Raw genomic sequence first — 8,580 nt, 5'->3', positions numbered from 1 at the left:
GAGACATCTTGTGCGAGCGCTGTCATGGCAGTCTCCTGAAAGAACGGGGGGTCTTTTCTGCCTGCGATAGGTAATGCATTTGCATTGCCTTGTCAAGACAAGCCGCAGGATCTGCTGTCGCCGGGCAGGCCGATGAACCGTCCGGCGCAGCACCTAATTTCGCCTCGCTAGGAACTCCGCCAGCACGGGACTGGCCGCGCCTTTCGCGGAGCTGAGCAGCTCCGAGCCCGCGAGCGTCGCTTTCGACAGGCGCACGAGGCCGCCGGTTTCCTCGATGCGGTAGCAGCGGCGTTTCTGCCGGCCCCGCCTGTAGTGCGTCGCGGTGACGATCTGGCATGTACTGCCATCGGTGAGCGTCACGGGCGTTGCGAGCCTGATCTTGTCGCCTTCCTCGTAGTCCGGGATCGCAGCCCAATCCCGGCAGCGCTGTCGCCAGTCCTGGGCGTAGCTGTCCGGGTCTTTCAGGTCGGAGAGGAGCTCGATCAGCCCAAGGGGAGCACGCGACTCGTTCGGGCCAGCACTTTCCTCCATGTCCTTGTAGCCCCAGCACCCGTCATCGTATCGGGTGAGGAAGACAGCCCCGAAAGTGATGGAGCCATCCGCATCGGTGACATAGGTCGTGTCTTCGACAGGGGTGCCGTCGAGATTGGTGACCTTTGCCGCCGCATACCAGGTTGAGCCGACCTTGCAGGCCTTGACCAGTTCCGTCTTGCGCGTGTCGCCATGAGAGGTGCAGAGCCGGGCGATTTCCGCTTTCTCATCCGCGTAGGTCTGGACGCGGCCGTCGGTGTAGAAGAGCCATCCCATCTCAGAGTCCTTTCTCTCATTGGGGAAATTGTTGTCGCCAATGTCCCGAGAGGGCCGCAGGCCCGGCAGGGTATTGGCGATGCTTGTTTGAGAAAGGGCGCGTTACGCCGCCCTCCGGTCATCGATTTCCATCAGGGCATCGAGCGGCACGCGGTAGGGCTGCATGGCGTCGAAATCCTCGCAATTGCCGCAGTTCTGCACGATCGCGAAGGTATCGCAGGCATCCTTGAGGATGACCCGGAAGGTGCCGCCGAGGCCTGACGGCACCTCGTAGGTCCCGCCGATGAGATAATCCGAGGCCCGGCGCACGAAGACGCGAATGCTGTGGCCATCGGTGGCGAGCCGGATCGCCCCCCGCCCCCGGTCGATGAGCACCTGCACGTCATCCAGAATGTCGGTGTAGAACTGGCCGGTCAGATCGCGAAACGCCATGCGGCGCTGCGCCATCCAGTCGGTGTCCCGAAACGGGTTCATGCCGTCGGCGAAGGCGAAGGAGGGATCGGCCTGCTCGGTGGTGACGATACGGGTGGTCGTGCCATCAATGCCGTTTGAGCGCAGATGCACACCATTGCCGACGATGAGGATCAGGGCCGGCCTGTCCACGGGCCCGTTCCAGTTGGGCAGGAAGGTCTTGCAGGCGCGCGCATGGGCGATCTGTGCCGCAACAGCGGACGGAGAGAACTTGAGAATAGCCATGAGGATGTCTTTCGGTTGGGTGTGGGAGGGTCGACCCGCGCGGGGAATGCCTCGCGCGGGTCGCGTAAGGACTCAGGCCGCTTGCGCGACCTCGCTGTCAGGCTCGGGGGTTTCCGCAGCGGGCTCCGCCTCATCACAGGCGACACCGGCGGTCTGCATCATGGGCGGGCACCAGGCGGCCACGGCAGCGCGCTGCGCGTCCGTGAGCGTGGCGAAGGGCTCGGCGAAGAGCTTGTCACAAAAGGCGACGATCTCCTTCTTGCTCGACGAGGCCAGCGTCACCGCCTCCTGGGCGAGACCCAGATCCTCGCCGAGGATCTTCAGGAGCCAAGCCTTCTTGAAGCGGTTGAAGAGCGCCGCGTTCGGCGTCCAGTGGGCGCGGATGTCGGGCATGATCTCGATCTCGAACGCATGCATCAGGCTGTCGCGCTGGCGGTCCCGCGCGAAGCAGGACTGCGTGGTGCTGGCCGTGGCATAGGCCACGAGCTTGGCCTTCTCGCCGGCCTCCAGCGCACGAAACGCCGCGAACTGATCAGCGGGCGCGCGGGCGTCATCGAGCCAGGACAGATCAAGCGCCTCATGCGCCGCCGCCACCTGCTCGAGCGAGGTCTCGTCGATCTCGTCCATCTTGGCATGGCTGCGGTGTTCCTTGCGGGCATCGATCTTGATCGCCTGCGTGACACTCATGCCGCTGGCCAGAACGTCGCTCACCAGCTTGAAGAGCGTCAGATCGAGCGTGGCTTCCGGATGCAGCGCCATCGCGGCCCCAAGCGCCATGGCTCGCTCGGTCTTGAGGTCCTCAGCCAGTGAGGTCGGGTAGGTGATTTCGCCGGCGTCCGGTGCCTCCTCCCCCGTCAGGTTACTTGAGGAGCCGCGTGCGCCCTCCTCTTTGACGGTGTCCTCGGGGCGGACGAGGCCAACATGGAGCGTGATCTGCCCACCCTGCCACGAGGCGATCACCCCAGACCGTGCGAGGTCCTCGGCGCTGTAGGCCTCCTGCAGATCGCGGGCTTCCTCTTCCAAGGCATCCACGCGGTCGTAAAGCGCGTTGTAGGCACCGTCCTCGAGCCCCTCATCCTCCATCTCGAGCTGCAATTTCTCAAGCTCGGCGGTAATCTCATCGATGCGCTTCCGGGCAGCCTCATCCGGCTCGATCGGGCCGGGATAGACGCGGCCGTAGTCGGCCATGGTCGCGTAATCATAGCGCACCATCGCATCGGCCCAGGCAAAGCCCAGCCTTATACGGGCCTCTTCGGCGGCGGCACCGAGCTTCTCGAGCAGGATGGTCTCGACCAGTGCTGCATCCTCAAGCACGGAATGCTCTTCCAGAAGGTCAGCCGCGACAGCACCGCCCCGCGCCTCGTAGTCTTCGCGCACGAAAGCCCCGATATCGTCGCTGACCTGCACGCCGCGGGATTTGAGCGCTTGTCGGACGGTGTAGGCCTGCAGATAGACGCCGTCTTTCGTGAGCGCATCGTAGACCTCACGCTGCGCCTTCTGGCTCGGGTGCTCGGCGAAGGCCTTCATCGTGTCGAGCGTGATCACCTTGGCCCGAGCCGCGGCGCGGATGTCGGGGTGGATCAGGCCATAGCGCAACCGGCCTTTCACGGCGGCGACGGTCGTGCCGAAGGTCTTTGCGATGGTCTCGGGCGTCTGGCCGTCGACCTCCATCATCCGCGCGAAAGCCTCGAACTCGTCGATGGCGTTCATCGGGGCTTGCGTGATGTTCTCGGCGAGCGACAGCGCCGTGGTCGCATCGCAGTCCTCAGGGACAAGGCGGCAGTCGACCTTGGTTTTCGCGGTGAACCCCTTCGCGGCCTTGTCGGCGATCAGCTCCTTCAGGGCTGCATGGCGCCGGCCACCGGCGAGGACAGCGTATTTGCCGTCAAGCTTCTGGACCAGGAGCGGCTGGAGCAGGCCCAGAATAGCGATACTGGCCTTCAGATGGGCGATGTTCTCGGGGTCATAAGTTTCCGGCGCGTTGCTGCGCACATTGGCGGGATGCGGGACCAGATCGCCGATGGCGACGGTGAGAGGGGCAAAGCTTGTGGTCATGGGATAACCTTCCAGGTGGGTGAGATGCGGCCCGCGCCTTCACGCGCGTGACCAATCCCCGGCTTCAGGGATCACGACGACAGAAGGCCCGCTTTGCCTTTTGAGAGGCAGCGGGCCTTCATCGTCTCAGATGTCAGGGGGGAGGAGTCCCCTGCCCTACCAGTCGCGCGCCAGCATGATGGTCAGCACGCGCATGGTGGCGGCGGGATTGTCCGGGGTCTCGGCGCCGTAGCGGAAGTCAGAACCCGCCTCATAGAGATCGATCTTCCAGAACACGGTCTCGTCACGGATGTCGACCGCCCCGAAATCGTGCCAGCCTTCCGGGTCATTCTCAGGCTCGAACGTAGCAAACTCACCGGTGGCCTTCACCGCCTCGGCCATGAAGCCGTCACCGGCCTCCATAAGCGAGCGGGTGACATGCATCCGACCCTGGATGGGCTGCGCGGGCGGCACTCCGAGGCAAGCGAGCTTGCGAAACGCGTCGTTCTGCGCCGCGATCACACTCGAATCCGGACGGTTTGGCTGGGGTTGAACGGTCATGGACATGGGTATCTCCTTTGAGAGGTTTGAAACACCCTTCTCAAAGCCCACTTTTTCTTTTCTGCTTGGCGGTTGGGCCCGACAAAACCTGCTCGACCCGAACAACTGCAGAAGCCCGCTCAGCGGACTTTTCTTACCTTCGCTGCGGCTGCGCCAATGTCCGGTATTCAATCAAGTATCTAAATTCGGTCACTGCCGAAGTGTTCGTACTGGTTGCGTTGGAGTGCTGTGTATAGTCTGACCAGTATGACCATCGAACCGAGACTGGATATCATTGGTGCAGCCTTGGCCGATCCCAGCCGTTCGCGCATCCTGTGCGAGCTGATGGATGGACGTGCCTTCACCAACAAAGAGCTGGCCTGCGCGGCTTGTATCAGCCCGCAGACCGCGAGCGCGCATCTCAAGCAGCTCGAAGGGGCCGGACTGACCGCTTCGCTACGCAGCGGGCGGCACGTCTATCACCGGATTGCCAATGCAGACGTTGCCGCCATCCTCGAAGGGCTGGCCCAGCTTTCGCCGACTGACCACTTGTCGCGGCCCGGTCGGCCCGACGCTAATACGTCGTGCGCGCGCAGCTGCTACAACCATATCGCAGGCAGGTTGGGCGTTTTGATGACGGACCGCCTGATCGCGCGCAATGTGCTGACTGTGCGCAATGACGCAATCCGTGCTGGCCCGCGTTATCAGACCTTTCTTGATGAAATCCGTATTGAGGTTCCACTTGGAGGCACGGGAAAGCCCCTGGCAATGCTTTGCCTCGACTGGACAGAACGGCGGCATCACATTTCCGGTCCTCTGGCCACGGCGATCATGCAGAAGTTTTTGGAAGCAAAATGGCTTGAGCGCCGCACAGGCAGTCGGGCGCTTATCGTCACGGAAGACGGGTTCGATGCGCTTGAACGCCGGTTCTGCCTTCACCGACAGGACATTGATCTCGCCGATCCGGTCTGAGAGTTCGGTCGATAGCGAACCGTCTTTTCTCCCTACATCGCCGACTTGGGCTATTCCCACGGGCACACAGCCGGAGAACCCCATGACACTAACCAAGCTCAATAACGACAGGTTCCTTCCCGAAAGGGGTCTGCGGATCATGGTCCAAGTGCCCAACTCCCACGCGCAAAGGATCGTGGATGCAGTTTTGGCCGAAGATACGCTGAAATACGGCGACTATGACTCCGTGACGTATCGGACCACACCGGGAACTCAGCAATTCAGGTCACTGGGAAGCGGACGTAATGCGGCAACCGAGAAGGTGTTCGAAGTGCCCTGCGTGGAACTGTCATTTTTTATAAGCGACGACGAAGTCAATGCCGTGCAGGTACTGAAAGCCATATACGCCTCCCACCCTTATGAAGAGCCGGTTGTCTTCGTGGAGCCATGTCTGCGGACTCTTCATATTCGCGGATTGGACGAAGACAATCCCAGCAGGTTCTGGAACAGCGATGCGGAAGATTGGGTGCCGGAAGAGCATCGGTAGGGGATCCAAAAAATGCTGTTCGTTTGGTGTGCACCATAAGTCGAGATAGGCTCCAAGCTGCCTTGCGGCGGTGCACGGCCTGATTTTCCCGCTTCGGTGGGCTGACACCGACATAAGTGACGGCAGCCAGCCCGGAGCGGCCCCACAGCCTTTGCCCAAAAACCGCGATAGCTAACCTTCACCGCTTGGGGCGCGAACTGGTAGATTTCGGGACGAAGCGGGCTTTTGCTGCGCTCCCGCCAAGGTCCAGTTTAGCCATACAAGGCTCCACTGACGCTACGCGGCTCCTTTCGAACAAGCGTCACCATGGATAGAATACCGAGGAGGGCAAACGGGAGACAGGCAGCAAATATCCATCGAGCTGTTTCCGCCGCCTGTGCCGCTGCATCCATCGTTGTAAAACCAGCCGCATTCGCGACGATCCCGATATAGGCAGCGCCCAGGGCATAGCCGAGGCGCTGAACGGTTGGAATCGCCCCGGAAATACGCTGCACTTCTTCCGGATCGGCAAGGGCGGTGGTTCGTCTGAGAATGAATGTCCATGCCATCCCAAACCCCCCGCCTTCTACCGCTGCGAATATGGCGATGAGCCAGACCGGCCCGTTAGGAACGGCGTAGAGAAACCCGGCGATGCTCGCGGCCACGAGCGCCATCCCGATTGCGATCATCAGACGGTCCAGCCTTTCAGGCGATCCACTGAAGAGCACCGCCATCACGGTCCAGCCGATTGAGGAGCAGGCGACAATGTATCCGGCCGTCAGGGCGGATGCATTGTGGATCGCGACGACGAGAAGAGGGCCGAAAGCGGTGATGGCAATCGTGGCAAGCGAGAGCGACAGGATCATCAGCAGGGCAGATCCGGTCGGCTTCCTGATGTCAAACGGTCGTAAGGGAAGCAAGCGGTCGTCCTGAGCGCGATGGTCCAGCCGAAGGAACAAGACCAGGCAGGCGACCCCGGAAAGAACGCATAGGGCGGTCTGCATCGGTTCGATCTCCACGCCCCCATAGGAGACCAGAAGCACAGCCAGACAGAGCAATGCCAGACGCCTCCATGGGAAGACAGTTCTGACACTGGCATCGGATGGTGCGTGATCCGGGCGCAGCGAAATCCAGAGGGCGAGGGCGATGGCCTGCCCACCGAAAAATGCAAAGCCCCACCGCCAGGTTGCAAACTCTACAAAAAAGCCGCCGATCAGCGGCCCGAGGAACGCCGATACGCCCCAAAAAGTCGAGACAGCGGCCATAGCCCGTGCTGTGTAGCGCCGGGGAAAGATGACCCCTACCGCCACAAAACCTATGGCAACCAGACCGCCGCCACCCAAGCCCTGAAACACCCTACCGGCCAGAAGGAGGGGCATGGAAGGTGCAACCGCACTCAGAAAACACCCGAAGCCGAAGACAATCGCCGCAAGGCACATTGGCGTGCGAAGCCCGTAGCGTATCGTCAGAAGGGCGCTTGCCGCTCCGGCAACGACAGATGCAATTTCGTAAAGCGAGACCGACCAGCCAACCAGCCCGGCCCCGCCGATCTCTGCCACAACGGAAGGCAGCATCGTTGCCACGATCAGCGCATCCGCCGCGTGCAGCCAGACAGATAGGCAAACTAGGGCCAGAGCTGGAGTGTAGGCGCTGCTCAAGAACTCACGCCATGAGACGAATGCCTCTTCCTTGAAAGTCGGATTTTGTTTCGTATCGGCCATCGTGATCTCCTTGACAGCCGTATGTCTGAAACCTCAACAATGGTTTAGGTCAAGGAGTTTCTCATGGCAGACAGCTATTTATCTGTGGGTCAGGTCGCGAAACGAAGCGGCTTGCCGATATCGACGCTGCATTTCTACGAGCGTCAGGGGCTGATAGCCTCTACGCGGAACAGCGCAAATCATCGTGTCTATCGCCGTGAGGTCCTTCGACGGGTAACGGTGATCAAAGTCGCCCAAAGTGCCGGAGTGCCACTTTCCGAAATCGCGGAAGCCCTCTCCAGCCTGCCCACATACTCTGTTCCGGACACGAAAGACTGGGCGCGGATTTCCGAAGTATGGCACGATGATCTTACACGTCGGATCGAAGCGTTGACGGCACTTCGCGACAAGATGGCGATGTGCATCGGCTGTGGTTGTCTGAGCGTGAATCGTTGCCCACTGGTCAACGAAGATGATCATCTGGCAAAAGAAGGGCCAGGAGCGCGATTGCTCTGAGGATCTCAAACTGATCGTTCGCTGCATTGATGAAACTCCGTAGACATGGGCTCTAGAGTTGCCATTTTCCACTTCGCGCCAACGTGCAGGTCAAGCGGCCTCGACGCTGCCCCCTGCCCTGCCCGTCTCCGATCTGGCAATCAGATAGTCGCAGGCGCGCTGCGCGTCCGCGGCGTGCTTGAAGATCGCACCCTTGTCCGACCGAAGAACGCGCAACCAGTTGTGGAGGTAGGCGGCATTCATCTCGAGCGTATGCGCCGTGAAGCCGAGCGTCTGACCCAGGAACACCGAGGTCAATTCCGCGACGATCTCCTCGCGCGCATAGGACGTGTTGCCAAACTTCGAGAACCCGAAATCACGGTTCAGTCGATGGGGGGCTTTCGTGGCATGGGCCAGTTCATGAGCCCAGACTCCGTAGAAATTGCGCGGGTCCTGGAACCGCGTGATGGACGGCATGTAGACCTTGTCCACGGGCGGCAAATAGTACGCCTCCGTGCCCGTGAAGACGGTTGTGATATCGATGGCGTCGAAAAACGCCTGCATGTGCGGGATGGGCTCGGACGGCGGATGCTCGGGCACGGGCTCCGGATCGGGGAAGAAGCTGTCGGGCAAGCCCTCGATCTGGCAGGCATTGAACACGCGGTAGGATTTCTGAAAGCGAAAGATGTGGGCTTCCTCGGAGTGATCATCCCCGTCGCTGCGGTCATGCTCATCGCCGCCCGCGTCTTTCCGGCTTTGACCGTAATAGACGACGACAGAGGATTTCTCGCCCTTGCGGACCTTTGCGTCCAAGGCATTGGCCTGCGGCAA

9 protein-coding genes are annotated in these 8,580 nt (G+C 61.2%); 3 read left to right on the top strand and 6 right to left on the bottom strand.

The features are described 5' to 3' along the window. Positions 1 to 153 precede the first annotated feature (153 nt). The 4 genes from K7H22_RS19305 to K7H22_RS19290 form a co-directional block, all read right to left on the bottom strand. Positions 154 to 807 carry a DUF6927 domain-containing protein gene (locus K7H22_RS19305; protein WP_230802451.1) on the bottom strand — a complete coding sequence of 218 codons (654 nt, stop codon included), beginning with the start codon at positions 805 to 807 and terminating at the stop codon, positions 154 to 156. A 102-nt stretch (positions 808 to 909) separates the two neighbouring features. Continuing rightward, positions 910 to 1,503: a regulator gene (locus tag K7H22_RS19300; RefSeq protein ID WP_230802450.1), complete on the bottom strand. Its 594-nt coding sequence runs from the start codon at positions 1,501 to 1,503 to the stop codon at positions 910 to 912. 72 nt (positions 1,504 to 1,575) lie between these two features. Continuing rightward, the gene (locus K7H22_RS19295) at positions 1,576 to 3,558 is read right to left on the bottom strand and encodes a ParB/RepB/Spo0J family partition protein (RefSeq protein WP_230802449.1); all 1,983 of its coding nucleotides are present in this window, start codon (positions 3,556 to 3,558) and stop codon (positions 1,576 to 1,578) included. 156 nt (positions 3,559 to 3,714) lie between these two features. Beyond that, positions 3,715 to 4,104 (bottom strand): DUF3768 domain-containing protein, encoded by a 390-nt coding sequence (locus K7H22_RS19290; RefSeq protein WP_230802448.1) that lies wholly within the window; start codon positions 4,102 to 4,104, stop codon positions 3,715 to 3,717. A 279-nt stretch (positions 4,105 to 4,383) separates the two neighbouring features. Here K7H22_RS19290 and K7H22_RS19285 point away from each other — a divergent pair, with 279 nt between their 5' ends. Together K7H22_RS19285 and K7H22_RS19280 are read left to right on the top strand one after the other, a co-directional pair. Beyond that, complete coding sequence (locus K7H22_RS19285; protein ID WP_230802447.1) at positions 4,384 to 5,049, top strand: ArsR/SmtB family transcription factor; 666 nt, start codon at positions 4,384 to 4,386, stop codon at positions 5,047 to 5,049. A gap of 82 nt (positions 5,050 to 5,131) precedes the next feature. Further along, positions 5,132 to 5,575, top strand: coding sequence for a hypothetical protein (locus tag K7H22_RS19280; RefSeq protein ID WP_230802446.1), 444 nt, complete (start codon positions 5,132 to 5,134; stop codon positions 5,573 to 5,575). Positions 5,576 to 5,826: 251 nt separating this feature from the next. Here the strand turns inward: K7H22_RS19280 and K7H22_RS19275 are convergent, their stop codons facing one another. Then, complete coding sequence (locus K7H22_RS19275) at positions 5,827 to 7,275, bottom strand: MFS transporter (protein ID WP_230802445.1); 1,449 nt, start codon at positions 7,273 to 7,275, stop codon at positions 5,827 to 5,829. A gap of 63 nt (positions 7,276 to 7,338) precedes the next feature. On the opposite strand from K7H22_RS19275, the gene soxR reads away from it, so the two are divergent. Continuing rightward, entirely contained in the window at positions 7,339 to 7,770 is a 432-nt protein-coding gene (gene soxR / locus K7H22_RS19270) for a redox-sensitive transcriptional activator SoxR (protein ID WP_230802444.1), read from the top strand. A gap of 90 nt (positions 7,771 to 7,860) precedes the next feature. Here the strand turns inward: soxR and K7H22_RS19265 are convergent. Further along, the coding region (locus K7H22_RS19265; protein ID WP_230802443.1) for an ArdC family protein at positions 7,861 to 8,580 on the bottom strand (720 nt) is incomplete at its 5' end.

Origin of the sequence: Seohaeicola saemankumensis, from assembly GCF_021021435.1 — a bacterium.
Taxonomy (GTDB): domain Bacteria; phylum Pseudomonadota; class Alphaproteobacteria; order Rhodobacterales; family Rhodobacteraceae; genus Seohaeicola.
Note: the sequence above shows the minus strand (reverse complement) of the source record. Positions and strands in the feature narration are given on the sequence as shown.